We start from the raw sequence: 16,967 nt of genomic DNA on the forward strand, positions 1-16,967 counted from the left end.
GAGTGTTTCTGGAGCAACTGCTGCTGACTGTCGTCCAGTCGTACGCAGGTCGTGCCGGTCTGGTGCGAGAAGTGGTGCCTGGGGGTGGTGCCGGGAGTGGCACCGGGAATGGCACCGGGAGTGGTGACGCCGGGGGAATGGCGCCGGGGGTGGTGGTGCCTGGGGAATGGTGCCGGAAGAGGGAGATGAGGAGAGGGCGAGGGCAGGACGAGAGAAGCGGGCGGGAAACGAGGGACGGGAAGGGGGGGAGGGAGTGGAAGAGAGAGGGGGGAGCCCGGGAAGGGGCAGGGGGGCTGCCGTGCCCCGGTCGGGCCGGGGCCGCACGGCGGAAGAGATTCGTCCGGATATCACCCCGTCAGGTTCCGCAGGAACTTCGCCGCGATGGGTCCGGCGTCCCGGCCGCCGGAGCCGCCGTCCTCCAGCAGCACCGACCAGGCGAGTTCGCGGTCGCCCTGGTAGCCGATCATCCAGGCGTGCGTACGCGGCGGGGTCTCGGAGCCGAACTCGGCCGTGCCCGTCTTGGCGTGCGGTTCGCCGGACAGACCGCGCAGGGCCTTGCCCGCGCCCTCGGTGACCGTCGCGCGCATCATGTCGCGCAGCGAGTCGAGAACCCCCTGGTCCAGCCGGGTGGGCGCCTCGTACCGCTTCTTCACGGCGTCGGGCACGAGGACCGGCTGCTGGAAGGTGCCGTGCTTCACGGTGGCCGCGATGGAGGCCATCACCAGCGGGGACGCCTCGACGCGCGCCTGTCCGATGGTGCTGGCGGCCTTGTCGTTGTCGCTGGTGGAGACGGGGACGCTGCCGTCGTACGTGATGGTGCCGACGTCCCAGTTCCCGCCGATGCCGTAGGCCGCGGCGGCGTCGTGGAGGCCCTCCTTGGGCAGCTTGGCGCGGGAGTTGACGAAGAAGGTGTTGCAGGAGTGGGCGAAGCTGTCCCGGAAGGTGGAGCCCGCGGGCAGCACGAACTGGTCCTGGTTCTCGAACTGCTGTCCGTTGACATGGGCGAACTTGGGGCAGTCCGCGCGGTCGGAGGGCTTCATGCCCTCCTGGAGCAGGGCGGTCGCGGTCACCACCTTGAAGGTGGAGCCGGGCGGATAGCGGCCCTCCAGGGCACGGTTCATCCCACCGGGCCGGTTCGCGGCCGCGAGGATGTGCCCGTTGGAGGGGTCGATCGCGACGATGGCCGCGTTCTTCTCCACGCCTTCCAGGGCGGCGGCGGCCGCTTCCTGCACCCGGGGGTCGATGGTCGTACGGACCGGGGTGCCCTTCGCCTCGCCCTTCCCGGTCAGGTTCTTGACCACCGAGCCGGAGTTGCGGTCCACCACGACGACCGACTTGGCGTGGCCCGCGCCGCCGGAGAGCTGCTTGTCGTAGCGCCCCTCCAGACCGGAGACGCCCTTGCCGCTCTTGGGATCGACGACCCCGACGACGGATCCGGCGCGCAGTTCCTCGCCGTTGGCATCCAGGATCGCGGCCCGCTCCTGGGACTTGAGGGCGAGGGTCTGTCCCGGGACCATGGCCGGATTGATCATGGAGGTATTGAATTCCACCTGCCACTTTCCGCCCGCCCGCTGATCACCGGCGGCCCCGGAGCTCTTGGCTCCCTTCGCTTCGAGGACGGTGGCCTTCGACTTCCAGGAGTAGTCGCCGGCTCCCGGAATGATCATTTTCACGGTAAACGGAAAGGTGATTCCCGCTTCCGCTTTCCGCTCCCCCCGGCCGGCCTCGATCAGCGTCTTCGACGGCTTGAGGTTGGTCATCACGGATTTGATCAAGGACTCGGCATTGTCCGGGGTGTCGGTGAGCGATCCGGCCCGCTTGGCGTCACCCGCCGCCCAGGCGTCGAGGAAGGTGGTCAGCGCTTTCGCCGCCTCCTCCACCTCGGGGTCGCCCGAGCCGCCGTCATCGCCGGTCAGGGTGGTGTATCCCCAGTAACCGCCGCCGCCCAGGACGGCGAGCGCCACGACGGTCCCGACGGCCAGGGGGCCGCGGGAGCGCCGGCGACGGGAGGGCGATAAATCGCCTGGACTGCGAGAGTGCGTCATGTGTCCGAGGTTAAACAGCTTCCCTCCACGCGCCACACCTCACGTGCCGATCAGGACATCTGTTCGCGTTGGGGAAAAAGGAGACGGACAAACTCGACAAACCATGCCGAGGTTTACGCGGAGGGGCATGATTCAAACAACTCCCCCGCCCGGCGAACCCCTTCGGGACCCCTACACCACGTCAAAGGCGGACACACAACTGGCCGAGAAACAGGGGAGGCAGGCGAAAAATATCGCCCCTTACAGGTTCCGATCAGGCCAAGATCTGTCCTGATCGGAACCCGCAGGGGATACCCGGTAAAAGGTTCCGTTTAGCGGACCTGGAATCCGTCCACGCCGGACCGCCCCGCGCCTCCCTCGGACGAACCGCCTGTTCCCGGCCCCGGCCGCGCCCTTGTCCGGTCCGCCGTTCGCCGGCCGTTGGACCGCCGTTCACCTCCGGGACCGCCCTCGCGCGAGAGCTTCGGCGGCCCCCTGCTCTCGCCCCTCTCTCCGCTTCCTCCTTCCGATACATCCGGGAGAGTCCGAGAAGAGAAGGCCCGGTCAGGGTGGCGGCACCGCACACCCGACGGACTGTCTGGAGACGCCCATGTCCCGAGTTTCGACCGGCCCCGGCACCGAGCCCACCGCCGCCCACGCGCTGCTTTCCCGGCTGCGCGACCACGGCGTGGACACGGTGTTCGGGGTCGTGGGCCGCGAGGCCGCGTCGATCCTCTTCGACGAGGTCGAGGGAATCGACTTCGTCCTCACCCGGCACGAGTTCACGGCCGGCGTCGCCGCCGACGTGCTCGCCCGTATCACCGGCCGTCCCCAGGCCTGCTGGGCCACTCTCGGCCCCGGCATGACCAACCTCTCCACCGGCATCGCCACCTCCATGCTGGACCGCTCGCCCGTCATCGCGCTGGCCGCCCAGTCGGAGTCGCACGACATCTTCCCGAACGACACCCACCAGTGCCTCGACTCGGTGTCGATCATCGCGCCGATGGCGAAGTACGCCGTGGAGCTCCAGCGTCCGCACGAGATCACCGACCTGGTGGACTCCGCGGTGAGCGCCTCGATGACCGAGCCGGTCGGTCCCTCGTTCATCTCGCTCCCCGTCGACCTCCTCGGCTCCGCCGAGGGCATCGACACCTCGGTGCCGGCCCCGCCGGCCCGCACCCCCGCCAAGCCGGTCGGCGCGATGGCCGACGGCTGGCAGCAGGCCGCCGACGAGGCCGCCGAGCTGCTGAGGGGTGCCGAGCACCCCGTCCTGGTGGTCGGCGCCGCCGCCATCCGCTCCGGCGCGGTGCCCGCGCTGCGCGCCCTGGCCGAGCGGCTGAACATCCCGGTCATCACCACCTACATCGCCAAGGGCGTCCTGCCGCACGGCCACGAGCTCAACTACGGCGCCGTCACCGGCTACATGGACGGCATCCTCGACTTCCCGGCCCTCGACACCCTCTTCGCCCCGGTGGACCTCGTCCTCACCGTCGGCTACGACTACGCCGAGGACCTGCGGCCGTCGATGTGGCAGAAGGGCGGCGCGAAGAAGACCGTCCGCGTCTCCCCCACCCCCAACCCGATCCCGCGCGTGTACCGGCCGGACGTGGACGTCGTCACCGACGTGCTGGCGTTCGTCGAGCACCTCGACGCGGCGACGGCCACCGTCGCGGCCAAGGACCGGCACGACATCACCCCGCTGCGCGAGCGGGTCGCGGAGTTCCTCGCCGACCCGGAGAACTACGACGACGGCATGCGCGTGCACCAGGTCATCGACGCGATGAACACCGTCATGGAGGAGGCCGCAGAGCCCGGCGAGGGCACGATCGTCTCCGACATCGGCTTCTTCCGTCACTACGGCGTGCTGTTCGCCCGCGCCGACCAGCCCTTCGGCTTCCTCACCTCGGCCGGCTGCTCCAGCTTCGGCTACGGCATCCCGGCCGCGATGGGCGCCCAGATGGCCCGCCCGGGCCAGCCGACCTTCCTCATCGCGGGTGACGGCGGCTTCCACTCCAACAGCGCCGACCTGGAGACCATCGCCCGGCTCGGCCTGCCGATCGTGACGGTCGTCGTCAACAACGACACCAACGGTCTGATCGAGCTCTACCAGAACATCGGTCACCACCGCAGCCACGACCCGGCCGTGAAGTTCACCGGGGTCGACTTCGTCGCGCTCGCCGAGGCGAACGGTGTCGACGCGACCCGCGCGACCGACCGCCAGGAGCTGCTGGCCGCGCTGCGCAAGGGCGCGGAGCTCGGCCGTCCGTTCCTCATCGAGGTCCCGGTCAACTACGACTTCCAGCCGGGCGGCTTCGGCGCCCTGAGCATCTGAGCATGAGGACGCCGGGTTTCCCGGCTGCCGTCGGATTCCTGGCCTCCGTCCGCTTCAGCGGCGGGGGCCGGGTTCCCGGCGCGGCGTTCGCCGCCCTCGGCAGCCGTACCGACATCGATGTCCGCCCGTCGTCGGGGCCGTCCCCGCAGGGGTCGTCCCCCGCCGGATCGCCCCCCGCCGGAACCCTGGACGGGCTGTCCCTGACCGCGACCCTGGTGCACCACCCGGACGTCGCGCCCGAAGGCGCGCTCGCGCGGGACGAGCGCACCGCCACCGCCGTCCTGCTGGCCGGCGAGCTGTACGACCGCACCGCGCTGCGTTCCGTACTGCCGGCCTCCGAGCCGGTGCCGGACACCGACGCGGCACTGCTCCTGGCCCTGCTGCGCCGCTACGGTCCGCACGCGTTCCGGCTGCTCAACGGGCGCTTCGCGGCCGTCGTCCGTACCGGGACCGGCGAGGACGCGCGGGTGCTGCTCGCCACCGATCACGCGGGCTCGGTGCCGCTCTACGCGCGCGTGGCGCCTGGTGAGGTCACCGCCGCCACCGAGGCCAAGACCCTGGCCCCGGGCGCCGGGAACCCTCCGGCACCGGGTCTCGCGCTGCCCGAGGGACGTCCGGTTCCGGGCCTCCCGTACGTCCACCAGGTCCCGGCGGGCACTTGGTGGGAGATCCGCCCCGAGTCCGGGGCCCTTGCGGCCCACCGCACCTGGGAGCCCGCCCACTCCCGGCGGATCGTGCCGGAGGAGGAGGCGGTGGCGGCCGTACGCGCCGCCCTGGAGAAGGCGGTCGCCACCCGCGTCGCCGACGGGGACACCCCGCTGGTGGTGCTGTCCGGCGGCATCGACTCCTCCAGCGTCGCGGCCTGCGCGCACAAGGCGGCCGGCACGCTCGACACGGTCTCCATGGGCACCGACACCTCCGACGAGTTCGCCGAGGCCCGCGCCGTGGTCGACCACCTCGGCACCCGGCACCGCGAGATCACCGTGCCGACGGCCGATCTGCTGGCGCAGCTGCCGTACGCGGTGTGGGCGGCGGAGTCGGTGGACCCGGACATCATCGAGTACCTGCTGCCGCTGACCGCCCTCTACCGGGCGCTCGGCGGTCCGCCCCGCCGGATCCTCACCGGGTACGGCGCGGACATCCCGCTCGCGGGCATGCACCGCGAGGACCGGCTGCCGAACCTGGACACGGCGGTGGCCTTCGACATGGCCACCTTCGACGGTCTGAACGAGATGTCCCCGGTGCTGTCCGCGCTCGGCGGCCACTGGACGACCCATCCGTACTGGGACCGCGACGTGCTCGATCTGCTCGTCCCGCTGGAGGCCGGGCTCAAGCGCCGGTACGGGCGGGACAAGTGGGTGCTGCGGGAGGCGCTCGCGGACGCGCTGCCCGAGGAGACCGTCCACCGGCCCAAGCTCGGGGTGCACGAGGGCTCGGGCACCACCTCGTCGTTCTCCCGGCTGCTCGCGGAGCACGGTGTCGCCGAGGAGGCGATGCGGGAGACGAAGCGGGCCGTGGTGCGCGAGCTGTTCGAGCTGACCGTGGTCGCGGGCCGGCATCCGTCCGAGGTGAGCACCGCCGAGGTGGTGCGGGCCGTGGTCGCCCGGGCCGGCCGGGAGACGTCATGACGGCATATGCCAAGCCGGCCTCGGCTACGGCCCCGGCCTCCGCCCCCACCTCCATCCTCCACACCGAGAAGGGGAGCTGACCGTGGAGCGCATCGACTCGCACGTCTCACCCCGCTACGCCCAGATCCCCACCTTCATGCGGCTGCCCCACGAGCCGGACCCGCGCGGCTACGACGTGGTGGTCATCGGCGCCCCGTACGACGGCGGCACCAGCTACCGTCCGGGCGCCCGGTTCGGCCCGAGGGCGATCCGGGGCGAGTCGGGGCTGATCCACGGCGTCGGCATCGACCGGGGCCCCGGCACCTTCGATCTGATCAACTGTGTCGACGCCGGGGACATGGACCTCACCCCGTTCGACATGAACATCGCGATCGACACGGCCCAGCGGCACCTGTCCGAGCTGCTGAAGGCCAACGCGGCCTTCCTGATGCTGGGCGGCGACCACTCGCTGACGGTGGCCGCGCTGCGCGCGGTCGCCGAACAGCACGGCCCGGTGGCGGTGGTGCACCTGGACGCGCACTCCGACACCAACCCGGCGTTCTACGGCGGCCGTTACCACCACGGCACCCCGTTCAGGCACGGGATCGACGAGAAGCTGATCGATCCCCAGGCGATGGTGCAGATCGGCATCCGCGGTCACAACCCGAAGCCGGACTCGCTCGACTACGCCCGAGGCCACGGCGTACGCGTGGTGACCACCGACGAGTTCGGGGAGCTGGGCGTGCGTGGGACCGCCGACCTGATCCGGGAGCGGGTCGAGGGCCGGCCGGTGTACGTCTCCGTCGACGTGGACGTCCTCGACCCGGCCTTCGCCCCCGGCACCGGCACCCCTTGCCCGGGCGGGCTCAGCTCCCGTGAGGTGCTCGGGCTGCTGCGCTGCGTCGGCGACCTCAAACCGGTCGGCTTCGACGTCATGGAGGTGTCCCCGCTCTACGACCACGCCGGGATCACCTCGGTCGTCGCGACCGAAATCGGCGCGGAGCTGCTCTACCAGTACGCCCGCGCCCACCGCATCCAGAAGTAAGGAGACCCGACGTCATGGCTTCTCCGGTCATCGACTGCACCCCCTTCGGGAAGGAGCTGCGCGCGCTCGCGAGCAGGCTCCCCCGGGTGCCGCGCGAGGATCTGTACGGCTTCCTGGAGGAGGCGAAGACCCTGTCCGCTGAACTGCCGGGGGAGATCGCCGACGCCCTCGACTCGTTCAACGCCCAGGGCAACCACGATGGCTACCTGCTGCTGCGCGGGCTGCCGGTGGACGACTCCGAGCTGCCCGTCACCCCGACCTCGACCCCCGCTCCCCTCGACCGCCCCCTGCTGGTGATGGAGGCGATGCTGGCGCTGGCCGGCCGCCGCCTCGGGCTGCACACCGGCTACCAGGAGCTGCGCTCCGGCACGGTCTACCACGACGTGTACCCGTCGCCCGGCGCGCACTACCTGTCCTCGGAGACCTCCGAGACCACGCTGGAGTTCCACACGGAGATGGCGTACCACGTCCTCCAGCCCAACTACGTGATGCTGTCCTGCTCGCGGGCGGATCACGAGCGCCGTGCCGAGACGCAGGTCGGCTCGGTCCGCAAGGCGCTGGAACTGCTCGACGACGCGACCCGGGCGCGGCTGCACGAGCGGCCCATGCCGTGCTGCGTGGACGTGGCCTTCCGCGGCGGGGTGCCGGACCCGGGTGCGATCGCCCTGGTCAAGCCGCTGTACGGCCCCGCGGAGGACCCGTACCTCGGCTACGACCGCGAGCTGCTCGCGCCGGACGACCCGCGCGACCAGGAGGCCGTGGCCGCCCTGTCGAAGGCGCTGGACGACGTGACGACCTCGGTCAAGCTGACCCCGGGCGACCTGCTGATCATCGACAACTTCCGTACCACGCACGCGCGGACGCCGTTCACCCCGCGCTGGGACGGCAAGGACCGGTGGCTGCACCGGGTCTACATCCGCACCGACCGGAACGGTCAGCTGTCCGGTGGCGAGCGGGCGGGCGACGTGGTCGCCTTCTCGCCGCGCCGGTAGTCGTACCGGAAGGCCGTACCGGAAGTCGTACCGGAAGTCGTGACGGGAGCTTGAACAGGGGCCGCTCCAGGGGCCCTTCGCGGCTCCCGACGCCCGCGCCCCGCCACCTTTTCGGGTGGCGGGGCGTTTGCGCGGGGTGCTGCATGAATATACTGACTTACTGAAAGTGATGCATCCTGGGGTGACAACCGGCCCCGCCGGTCACCCCCTGTCGCCCGCAGCCGCCCCCGCTCGACAGGAGACGCCACATGCCCGACACCACTTCCCGCGAACCGCGCGGTTTCGTCGTCCACACGGCTCCCGCCGGACTCGCCGACGACGGCCGGGACGACTTCACCGTGCTCGCCTCCACCGTCCCGGCCACCGTGAGCGCGGTCTTCACCCGCTCCCGTTTCGCCGGCCCCAGCGTGGTGCTGAGCCGCGCCGCCGCGGCGGACGGACAGGCCCGCGGCGTCGTCGTGCTCGCCCGCAACGCCAATGTCGCCACCGGGCGCCAGGGCGAGGCCGACGCGCGCGAGGTGCGCGAGTCCGTCGCCCGCACTCTCGGCGTTCCCGAGGACGAACTCCTCATCGCCTCCACGGGGGTGATCGGCCGTCAGTATCCGATGGAGAAGGTCCGGGAGCACCTCAAGTCGCTCGCGCTCCCCTTCCCGGACGGCGGCTTCGAGCGGGCCGCGCGCGCCATCATGACCACCGACACCCGCCACAAGGTCATCCGGCTGCGGGTCGGCGAGGCCACCCTCGTCGGCATCGCCAAGGGCGTCGGGATGATGGAGCCCGACATGGCGACGCTCCTGACCTTTTTCGCCACCGACGCCCGGCTGGACCCGGCGGAGCAGGACCGGATCTTCCGGCGGGTGATGGACCGGACGTTCAACGCGGTCAGCATCGACACCGACACCTCCACCAGCGACACGGCGGCGCTGTTCGCCAACGGGCTGGCCGGCGACGTCGACCCGGAGACGTTCGAAGAGGCCCTGCACACCGCCGCGCTCGCCCTGGTGAAGGACATCGCGAGCGACGGCGAGGGCGCCACCAAGCTCATCGAGGTGCGGGTCACCGGCGCCCTGGACACCGCCCAGGCCAAGCGGGTCGGCAAGACGGTCGTCAACTCCCCGCTGGTGAAGACCGCGGTGCACGGCTGCGACCCCAACTGGGGCCGGGTCGCCATGGCGATCGGCAAGTGCTCCGACGACACCGACATCGACCAGGACCGGGTCGCGATCCGCTTCGGCGACGTCGAGGTCTACCCGGAGCCCGCCCCCGACGCGTACACCGAGGCCGGCACTGACGGCACCGGCGACGAGGGGACGGAGGAGGCGCTGCTGGCCGCCGTCACCGCGCATCTGCGTGGCGACGAGGTGGTCATCGGCATCGACCTGGGCATCGCGGACGGCGCGTTCACCGTCTACGGCTGCGATCTGACCGAGGGGTACGTGCGGCTCAACTCGGAGTACACGACCTGAGGTTCACAAAGAAGTGATCGGTGCGAGCCCCGGCCGCCCCGGTCCCCTCGGTCGCCCCGGGTAGGCATATGCCTGCCCGGGGCGGCTTCGTACGAACGCTCCGTACGGCCGCGCCGTACGACCGTCACGGCATATGCCACCCCGCGCCGGGCCCGTACGACCGTCCCCCGCCGGATATGCCGAGCGGCGCCCGGCTATGCGTACGCCCTCCCGGTCCACCCCTCCCCGCCGCCCGCCCCCGGAGCATGGGACCGACGGCATCCGCGACGAGGGCTGGAGGACCATGGAGACCGAACGGTCGATGACCGCGGACGAGGGATTCGACGCCGCCGTACGGGGCGTGGCCGGGCCGACCGACACGCCGGGCGGCACACTCCGGCTGGTCCGTACGGACGACTTCGACTCCCTGGACCCCGGCAACACCTACTACGCGTACACCTGGAACTTCCTCCGGCTCGTCGGGCGGACCCTGGTCACCTTCGACACCGCGCCGGGCAAGGCGGGCCAGCGGCTCGTGCCCGACCTCGCCGAAGCCCTGGGCGAGTCCTCCGAGGGGGGCCGGGTGTGGACGTACCGGCTGCGCCCCGGCCTGCGTTACGAGGACGGCACCCCGGTCACCTCGGCCGACGTCAAGTACGCCATCGCCCGCAGCAATTACGGCACCGACGTGCTGGGCGCCGGGCCCACCTACTTCCGGCATCTGCTCGGCACCGACTACGGCGGCCCCTGGCGGGAGCCGGACGCCGACGGACCGGTGACCCTGCAGACCCCCGACGAACGCACCCTGGTCTTCCGGCTGAAGGAGCCCTTCGCCGGTCTCGACCTGCTCGCGACCATGCCGTCGACCACCCCGGTGCCGCGCGGCCGGGACACCGGCGCCGCCTACCGGCTCGCCCCCGTGGCCACCGGCCCCTACCGGGTCGCCTCCTACACCCGCGGCGAACTCTGCGTCCTCGAACCCAACCCGCACTGGGACCCGGCGACCGACCCGGTCCGGGTCCGGCGGGCCGAGCGGATCGAGGTGCACCTCGGCAAGGACCCGCACGAGGTCGACCGGATGCTGCTGGCCGGCGAGGCCCACATCGACCTGGCCGGCTTCGGCGTACAGCCCTCCACCCAGGAGCGGATCCTCGCCGACCCGGCGCTGCGCGCCCAGGCCGACAACCCGCTCACCGGCTTCACCTGGATCTACTGTCTGTCGAGCCGCATCGCGCCGTTCGACAACGTGCACGCGCGCCGCGCCGTCCAGTTCGCCACCGACAAGGCGGCCATGCAGCTCGCCTACGGCGGCCCGGTGGGCGGCGACGTCGCGACGACGCTGCTGCCGCCGACCCTCGACGGCCACCGGCCCTTCGACCGCTACCCGGTCGGCCCCGACGCCACCGGCGACCTGGACGCCGCCCGCGCCGAACTGAAGGCGGCCGGGATGCCGGACGGCTTCCGGACGAAGATCGCGGCCCGCAAGGACCGGCTCAAGGAGTACCGGGCCGCCGAGGCGCTGGCCGCCGGCCTCGCCCGGGTCGGCATCGAGGCCGAGGTGCTCGACTTCCCGTCGGGCGACTACTTCGACCGCTACGGCGGCTGTCCCGCGTACCTGCGCGACCACGGCATCGGGATCGTCATGTTCGGCTGGGGCGCCGACTTCCCCGACGGCTACGGCTTCCTCCAGCAGATCGTCGACGGACGGGCGATCAAGGAGCGCGGCAACCAGAACATGGGCGAGCTGGACGACCCGGAGATCAACGCGCTGCTCGACGAGGGCGCGACCTGCGCCGACCCGGTGCGGCGCGCGGAGATCTGGCACCAGGTCGACCGGCTCACCATGGAGCACGCGGTCATCGTGCCGTACCTCTACCCGCGTTCCCTGCTCTACCGGCACCCGGGCGCCCGCAACGTCTACGTCACCGGCTCCTTCGGGATGTACGACTACGTGGCGCTGGGCGCGAGCTGAGCACCCGCCGCCGGCCGGCCCCGGCCCACGGGCCGGCCGGCGCGGGGCAGCGCCGGACCGGCCGCGCCGCGGCAGGAGACGGCGGCCGCGCGCAGATCGGCCTCGTACCCGTCGAGAAGGCGCAGGAAGCGGCGGGTGGGGCCGGTCAGGCTGGTGCCCCGGGGACTGCGCAGAAGCAGCCGCGCGCCGAGCGCCTGTTCCAGGCGGTGGATGCGGCGGGTCAGGGCGGACTGGCTGATGGACAGCACGGCGGCCGCCCGGTTGATGCTGCCGTGCCGGGCCACCGCGCGCAGGAGGTGCAGATCCTCGATGTCGAGCTGACGCCCGGTGACGGGGGCGGAGGCGGAAGCGGAGGCGGGGCCTGTGGCGGGGACGAGGCCGTGAAGGGCGTCGGGCCCCGCTCCAAGCCCCGCCTCGGCTCTCGCTCCGGCTCTCGTACCGGGTCTTCCCCCGGCCCCGGCCGCCGCCGGATCAGCGTGTCTGCGGGTCTGCTCGGTGTGCCAGTCCGCCCACCAGGGGTCGGCGAGCAGATCGCGCTGACGGGCCGCGAACCGGCGCAGATGTCCCCGGGCGATCAGCGCGGCCAGCCGGCCGGCCAGCTCCGGCGGGACGACCGACGGATCGACGAGCAGGCTCGCCGTGCGGCTCGGGCGCTCGACGAGCGAGCGGCGCACCAGCCAGGAGGCGTGCACGGCCGGATGGGTGGGGGAGCCGAGCCCGACGGCGTCACCGCGGCCCAGGATGCCGCGGACCACCGAGGCGTCGGCGACCTGGAGCCGCGCGGGCGCCGGCAGACCGGCCGCGTGGAAGATCCGGGCCACCAGGGCCTCCGAGCCGGGCCCGGACTCCGACACCCATGCCTCGTCGCGCAGTTCGGCGAGCGAGAGCACCGGCCGGGCGGCCAGCGGATGGTCCTCCGGAAGGATCACCCACAGCGGGTCGTCGAGGACATGCTGGGCGCGCGTCGGCCGTTCCAGCGCGTGGCGCGGCGCCTCGGCGCCGCCGGTGCTCCAGGTGTACGCCGCGTCGGCGAGGTAGTCCGCGAGCTGGCCCGCGACCCGGTGCGGCTCCTCGCGGCGGACCGAGAGCAGCAGCCCGAGCGCGGTCGCGGCCTCCTCCACCATCTCCTCCAGGAGCGGTGTGGTGGTCGCGAGGGAGAGGATCTCCGGGGCGACGACGGCCTCGGCGCCGTGGCCGAGGAGCTGGGTCCGGGCGGCGTGGTCGATCCGGCGGAAGAAACGGCGTCCGGCGACCAGCATCCGCGAACCCGCCGACGTGAGCCGGGCGGTGTGCCGGCCGCGCAGGGTGAGCGGGGCGCCGACCGCCCGGTCGAGCCGTTCGAGGCGGCGGTCCACGGTGCCGTGCCGGACGCCGGCGTGCCGGGCGACCTCCGTGAGGTCCCCGTACTGTCCCACCGCGGCCAGCAACGACAGGTCGGTCCGGCTGAACGACACCGGGAATTCCGTTCCGTCGGCGACCTGCATCCACTCCACCCCGAGAGACAATTTCGAATCCCTTTTCTCCGAAGAATGACCGCCGCCGAATTACTTTTGCTTTTGACCTTGCCTTTTACCGGTCCGGAATGACGGAGCCGATCATAGGCAGGCGGTTCTCTTCTGGCGCTCCTCGCCGCGGGGCGCCGAGAGCGCGCGGAGATCGGGCCGATAGCGCACAGGACCGGCTGGATCCGACCGCCCGGGCCTGGCCGGTCCCGGCCCGTCCTGTTCGCTCGGGATAGGCCGGTTTTGTTCGCCGGGGCCCGGGGTCCGGCGCCTGGGGTCCGGGGCGCCTGGGGTCGGAGGCGCCTGGGGACGGGGGCTCGATCGTGGCCGGTCCTGGCCGGTCATGGCCGGTCGCGCCTGGCCGGTCGGCCGGAACCGGATCTCCCCGCCGGCCCGTGTACGGGTTTTCCGGTTTCCGGGGAACCGGCGCGTCAGAGCACCAGGGAATACGAAGCGGACGGCCCCCTGGGGTTTTTTCGGTTATGACCGTCCCCGCCTGGTTATGCGACCGGCCGCCGGGCCCGGCCACGGCCCGCGCGGGTCCGGCAGATTGGCCGTGCCCGGGCGCGCCACAGAACCGCACCGCACAGCACCACCACCTACGACAAGGAGCGCTGATGCAGGACGTCGCCGGTTCCCCTCCCCCCTCGGCCCACCCGTCCGACCGCGCCCACCAGGCCCACTCCTCCGACCGGGCCCGCGCGGCGCTCGCCACCGACCGCTCCCCCCTGGGCGAGGCGTCCCGCTGGGCCGTGGACCTGCTGACGGCCCCCGTCCCGCCCGCCGAGGACGCGGTCGCCGCGCGCTTCGTGCCCCCCACCCCCGGCCGTACGCCGGGCGACTTCCTCGTACGGCTCCGGGAGTGGCGGGAGCAGGGGCCGTTCACGGTCGAGGAGTACGAGCCCGTCGCCCACAAGGCATGGATCGTCCTCGCCGGTGCCTGCGGCGCCCGCCACACCCTGTCGCTGACCCTGGACTCCACCGGCCTCGTCCGCCTGTTCACCCTCCGGCCCGAGACCGTGATCCCGTACGTGAGCACCTGGGCCGAGGTGGAGGACGCGCTGCGCACTCCCGGGATCCGGCACTCCGTACTCGCCGCGCGGCTCGCCCCCGCCAAACCCGACAGCCCCGCCAGCCCCGCCGGCCCCGAGATACTCCACGAGTCGGCCGCCGGCCTGTCGATGCCCACCGGCTCGGCGTACAAGCTCTTCCTCCTGCGCGCGCTCCTGAGGGCCGTCGAGGAGGGCCGGGTGAGCTGGGACGACGAGGTCGTCGTCCGCCCCGAGTCGCGCAGCCTGCCCACCGGCGACATGCAGGAACTGCCCGACGGGACACGGGTGTCGGTCCGCGAGACCGCGACCAAGATGATCGCGATCAGCGACAACACCGCCGCCGACCTGATCCTGGAACTGCTGGGCCGCCGAGCCGTGGAGGACTCCCTGGCGGACGCCGGGCACCACGACCCCGCCCTCCTGCGCCCCTTCCTGACCAGCCGCGAGTTCTTCGAGCTGGGCTGGGGCGACCCGGCGCGGCTCGCCGAGTGGGCGCGGCGGGACGAGGCCGGACGGCGCGCGCTGCTGCGCGAGATCGACGGACCCCTCACGGTGGGACTGGCCGACCTGGGCGAGACGGTGCACCGGACGGGCCTCGACTGGTTCATGAACGCCTATGACGTCCTGCGGGTCCTCGACGGGCTGCGGCGGGACAGCGCGCGCGACACCACCGGCACCGCGGAGCGGATCCTCACCGCCAACCCCGGGCTGCCGGTGGACCGTGACCGCTGGTCGCGGGTCTACTTCAAAGCCGGCTCAAGCCCCGGAGTGATGATGTACGCCTGGCTCTTCGAGGACGCCGGCGGCGAGGCATGGGTCCTGGTGCTGCGGCAGTCCGCCGACGAGCAGAAGACGATCGGCGACGGTCTGTTCCTGCGCGGGATCGGCCGGCGGATCGCCGAGTCCGGTCTGCTGTCGGCGGTGACCCGATGAGCGCCCGGGACCGGCTGCTCGCCGTCCTGGTCGCCGTGGTGTGGGGCCTGAACTACCTCGCGGTGCGCGTCGGGCTCGACCACTACCCGCCGGTGTTCATGTCGGCGCTGCGGTTCGTGGTGCTCGCCGTGCCGGTCGTCCTGTTCGTGCCCTGGCCGAAGGTCAAGGTGCGCTGGCTGGTGCTGTACGGACTGGGCTACGGAGTCCTGCAGTTCGGGCTGCTGTTCCTGGCGATGGACCAGGGCATGCCGGCCGGGCAGGCGTCGGTGGTGGTGGAGGCCTCGGCGCCGTTCACCGTGCTGCTCGGGCTGCTGCTCGGCGAGCGGGTCACCGGGCGTCAGGTCGTCGGGATCGTGCTCGCCGCGGCCGGCCTGACCGCCATCGCGGTCGAACGCGCCCGGGGCGCCGCGCTGCTGCCGCTGGTGCTGACCCTGCTGGCCGCACTCGGCTGGGCGCTCGGCAACATCGCGGGCCGCAAGGCCCGGCCCGACCATCCGCTGCGGTTCGCCCTGTGGATGTCGGTGGTACCGCCGCTGCCGCTGCTCGCGCTCTCCGCGATCCTGGAGGGCCCGACGACCGGCTGGCGAGCGTTCGGCGCCTCGTTCTCCACCGAGGGGGTGCCCGGCCTCGTGGCGCTGCTGTACGCCGCGCTGGCCGGGTCGGTGGTCGGCGCGGGCATCTGGACGATCCTGCTGAAGCGGTACGAGGCCGGGACGGTCGCCCCGTTCTCCATGCTGGTGCCGGTCGTCGGCGTCGCGGTGTCCTGGATCTTCCTCGACGAACGTCTCTCGGCCTCGTCGGCGGTGGCCAGTGCGGCGATCGTCGCCGGTGTCCTGGTGGGCAGCACGGCCCGCCGCCCCCGGCCGGCCGACCGGGCCGGGGACCCGGCCGGGGAACCGGAGCCGGTCCCCCCGGTCCCGGCCCCCGACGTCCCCGCCATCCCACCCGCCCCCGGTCAGTCCTCCGCGCCGGCGTCCCCGGCCCAGAAGACCCAGCGGTCGTAGGGCTCGAACCCCATCGCCTCGTTGAGCGCGATCATCGGGTGGTTGTCCTCGGCGTTCGCCGTCTCCAGGAACCGCACCTCCGGCTCGTGGCGCAGCACCTGGGCCAGATTGGCCAGCTTCAGGAGCATGCCGAGCCGGTGGCCGCGGTGGTCGCGGTGCACCACCGTCATGCCCTGGAGGGCGTACGCCGGGTTGCCCGTCGTCTTGGACACGCTGGTGTACCCGGCGAGGACACCGCTCGCCTCGTGGACCACCCCGGTGTGATGGGCCCGCCGCCCCCGGCCGATCCGCATCGTCTCGAACTGCCGGGCATAGCTGGTGCGGACGTCCGTCTCGGCCGCGTCCGCCGGCTCGTCCCCGAGCGACAGTTCGAGCCGGGACACCTGCACGGCGTACTCGTCCGGGGTCCGGGTCCCCCAGGTGACCAGGGCGTACCCGGCCGGTACGGCGGGCACCCCGGCCGCCAGCGGATCGGTCCGGCCGAGGTCCAGCCACTGGTGCAGCCCGGCCGGGATCCCGGAGCGGCGCGCGCCCACGGCGTCGGCGAAGGCGGCCGCTCCCGGGTCCCGCCGCGGACCGGAGGGCAGGCTCTCCACGACCATGCCGGTGAGCACCGTCCGCCCGTGCTTGCGGGCGAGGCGTACCGCGTGCGCGTACAGCGCCCGGCCGATGCCCCGGCGGCGTGCCCCCGGATGGACGATCAGCTGGTCCACCCGGGCCGACGGCGCGCCCTCGGGCAGCGCGAGGCGCAGCGCGCCGACCAGCCGGCCGCCGCTGCGGACCACCCAGTCGTCCAGGAGGGTGGCGGGCGGGGCGAACCGCAGCGAGCCGATCAGGTCGACGTTGCAGGGCGGGGCGGAGCGCGGTCCGGTGGCGGCGGTCACGGCCACCAGGTCGAGCCACTGCCCGGCCGTCTCGTCGTCGTCGGCGCTGAGCGGGACGAACTCCAGGTCGTACGGCGGTTCGTGAGCGGCGTCGTTCATACGGTGTCCTTCGTGTCTTCGTACGGGTCACGGGGGGGGTACGGGGGCGCGGAGGTACGGGGATACGGGGATACGG

Annotated in this window: 11 protein-coding genes; 8 read left to right on the forward strand and 3 right to left on the reverse strand. The window is 72.5% G+C overall.

The annotated features are described in order from the left end of the window. Positions 1 to 347: 347 nt before the first annotated feature. Entirely contained in the window at positions 348 to 1,964 is a 1,617-nt protein-coding gene (locus tag ACGFRB_RS20120) for a penicillin-binding transpeptidase domain-containing protein (protein WP_393244663.1), read from the reverse strand. 670 nt (positions 1,965 to 2,634) lie between these two features. Between ACGFRB_RS20120 and ACGFRB_RS20125 the strand changes: the two genes are divergently transcribed. The 6 genes from ACGFRB_RS20125 (at position 2,635) to ACGFRB_RS20150 (ending at position 11,417) form a co-directional block, all read left to right on the forward strand. Beyond that, positions 2,635 to 4,356, forward strand: coding sequence for a thiamine pyrophosphate-binding protein (locus ACGFRB_RS20125; protein ID WP_363003622.1), 1,722 nt, complete (start codon positions 2,635 to 2,637; stop codon positions 4,354 to 4,356). Between the two features lie 2 nt (positions 4,357 to 4,358). Next, positions 4,359 to 5,984 carry an asparagine synthase family protein gene (locus tag ACGFRB_RS20130; RefSeq protein ID WP_393244665.1) on the forward strand — a complete coding sequence of 542 codons (1,626 nt, stop codon included), beginning with the start codon at positions 4,359 to 4,361 and terminating at the stop codon, positions 5,982 to 5,984. A gap of 82 nt (positions 5,985 to 6,066) precedes the next feature. Continuing rightward, positions 6,067 to 7,008 (forward strand): agmatinase, encoded by a 942-nt coding sequence (gene speB / locus ACGFRB_RS20135; protein WP_363003617.1) that lies wholly within the window; start codon positions 6,067 to 6,069, stop codon positions 7,006 to 7,008. 14 nt (positions 7,009 to 7,022) lie between these two features. After that, positions 7,023 to 8,000 (forward strand): clavaminate synthase Cs1, encoded by a 978-nt coding sequence (cs1, locus tag ACGFRB_RS20140; protein WP_393244667.1) that lies wholly within the window; start codon positions 7,023 to 7,025, stop codon positions 7,998 to 8,000. A 248-nt stretch (positions 8,001 to 8,248) separates the two neighbouring features. Then, complete coding sequence (gene argJ / locus ACGFRB_RS20145; RefSeq protein ID WP_393244669.1) at positions 8,249 to 9,466, forward strand: bifunctional glutamate N-acetyltransferase/amino-acid acetyltransferase ArgJ; 1,218 nt, start codon at positions 8,249 to 8,251, stop codon at positions 9,464 to 9,466. Positions 9,467 to 9,749: 283 nt separating this feature from the next. Further along, a complete protein-coding gene (locus tag ACGFRB_RS20150) occupies positions 9,750 to 11,417 on the forward strand; it encodes an ABC transporter substrate-binding protein (RefSeq protein WP_393244671.1) in 1,668 nt (555 codons plus the stop codon). On the opposite strand, the gene ACGFRB_RS20155 is transcribed toward ACGFRB_RS20150, so the two are convergent. Next, entirely contained in the window at positions 11,393 to 12,922 is a 1,530-nt protein-coding gene (locus ACGFRB_RS20155; protein WP_393244673.1) for a LysR family transcriptional regulator, read from the reverse strand. The two genes, ACGFRB_RS20150 and ACGFRB_RS20155, sit on opposite strands and share 25 nt — an antisense overlap. Positions 12,923 to 13,536: 614 nt before the next feature. Between ACGFRB_RS20155 and ACGFRB_RS20160 the strand changes: the two genes are divergently transcribed. Both ACGFRB_RS20160 and ACGFRB_RS20165 read left to right on the forward strand, forming a co-directional pair. Then, entirely contained in the window at positions 13,537 to 14,904 is a 1,368-nt protein-coding gene (locus ACGFRB_RS20160) for a serine hydrolase (protein WP_393244675.1), read from the forward strand. Further along, complete coding sequence (locus ACGFRB_RS20165; protein ID WP_393244677.1) at positions 14,901 to 15,908, forward strand: EamA family transporter; 1,008 nt, start codon at positions 14,901 to 14,903, stop codon at positions 15,906 to 15,908. Before ACGFRB_RS20160 ends, ACGFRB_RS20165 begins: the two co-directional genes overlap by 4 nt. On the opposite strand, the gene ACGFRB_RS20170 is transcribed toward ACGFRB_RS20165, so the two are convergent. After that, entirely contained in the window at positions 15,860 to 16,891 is a 1,032-nt protein-coding gene (locus ACGFRB_RS20170; RefSeq protein WP_393244679.1) for a GNAT family N-acetyltransferase, read from the reverse strand. The genes ACGFRB_RS20165 and ACGFRB_RS20170 overlap by 49 nt on opposite strands. Between the last annotated feature and the right edge of the window lie 76 nt (positions 16,892 to 16,967).

Source organism: Streptomyces sp. NPDC048718 (genome assembly GCF_043198875.1).
Taxonomy (GTDB): domain Bacteria; phylum Actinomycetota; class Actinomycetes; order Streptomycetales; family Streptomycetaceae; genus Streptomyces.

Coding starts and splice junctions, on each gene's coding strand:
- ACGFRB_RS20125 (WP_363003622.1), top strand. CDS start 2,635: ATGTCCCGAGTTTCGACCGGCCCCGGCACCGAGCCCACCGCCGCCCAC.
- ACGFRB_RS20130 (WP_393244665.1), top strand. CDS start 4,359: ATGAGGACGCCGGGTTTCCCGGCTGCCGTCGGATTCCTGGCCTCCGTC.
- cs1 (WP_393244667.1), top strand. CDS start 7,023: ATGGCTTCTCCGGTCATCGACTGCACCCCCTTCGGGAAGGAGCTGCGC.
- argJ (WP_393244669.1), top strand. CDS start 8,249: ATGCCCGACACCACTTCCCGCGAACCGCGCGGTTTCGTCGTCCACACG.
- ACGFRB_RS20150 (WP_393244671.1), top strand. CDS start 9,750: ATGGAGACCGAACGGTCGATGACCGCGGACGAGGGATTCGACGCCGCC.
- ACGFRB_RS20160 (WP_393244675.1), top strand. CDS start 13,537: ATGCAGGACGTCGCCGGTTCCCCTCCCCCCTCGGCCCACCCGTCCGAC.
- ACGFRB_RS20165 (WP_393244677.1), top strand. CDS start 14,901: ATGAGCGCCCGGGACCGGCTGCTCGCCGTCCTGGTCGCCGTGGTGTGG.
- ACGFRB_RS20170 (WP_393244679.1), bottom strand. CDS start 16,891: ATGAACGACGCCGCTCACGAACCGCCGTACGACCTGGAGTTCGTCCCG.